The organism is Arenibacter lacus (assembly GCF_008711145.1).
Classification (GTDB): Bacteria; Bacteroidota; Bacteroidia; order Flavobacteriales; family Flavobacteriaceae; genus Arenibacter; species Arenibacter amylolyticus.
This window is the reverse complement of record NZ_VVIN01000274.1, coordinates 1-363: the sequence shown is the minus strand read 5'-3', so window position 1 is coordinate 363 and position 363 is coordinate 1. Positions and strand designations below refer to the sequence as shown.

General features: G+C 37.5%; 1 pseudogene. It reads right to left on the bottom strand.

The window, feature by feature from the left end:
* Positions 1-363, bottom strand: a pseudogene (locus F1E73_RS17770) (hypothetical protein); the annotation flags it as partial.

Here is a 363-nt window from a genome sequence, read left to right as displayed (position 1 = left end):
CCTACTGCCTCTTCACCATTATCCACTTCTATCAACTCTATTTTGGGAAGTAGTTTTTTTAGAATTGTACGGGTTAGATGCTTGTTAATCACATTATCTTCGGCTACCATAATCCTAAAATTGTAGTCGGAGATATTTTGCTCATTAGGTTCTGTGGCTATTGATTTTTCTGAATCTGGACATTGGATTTGAGAAATAAGTTTAAAAAGCGCGTTTATTTGTATAGGCTTTACCACATTGAACTGCACCTGATATTCCGCACATTCCTGCCTTACCTTTTGATCTTCCCCGGAACTGTGCAAAAGAATAATAGGAAGCTCTTCCTTGGATATCTTAAGTACCGTCCTAATGTGTTTAATGAGG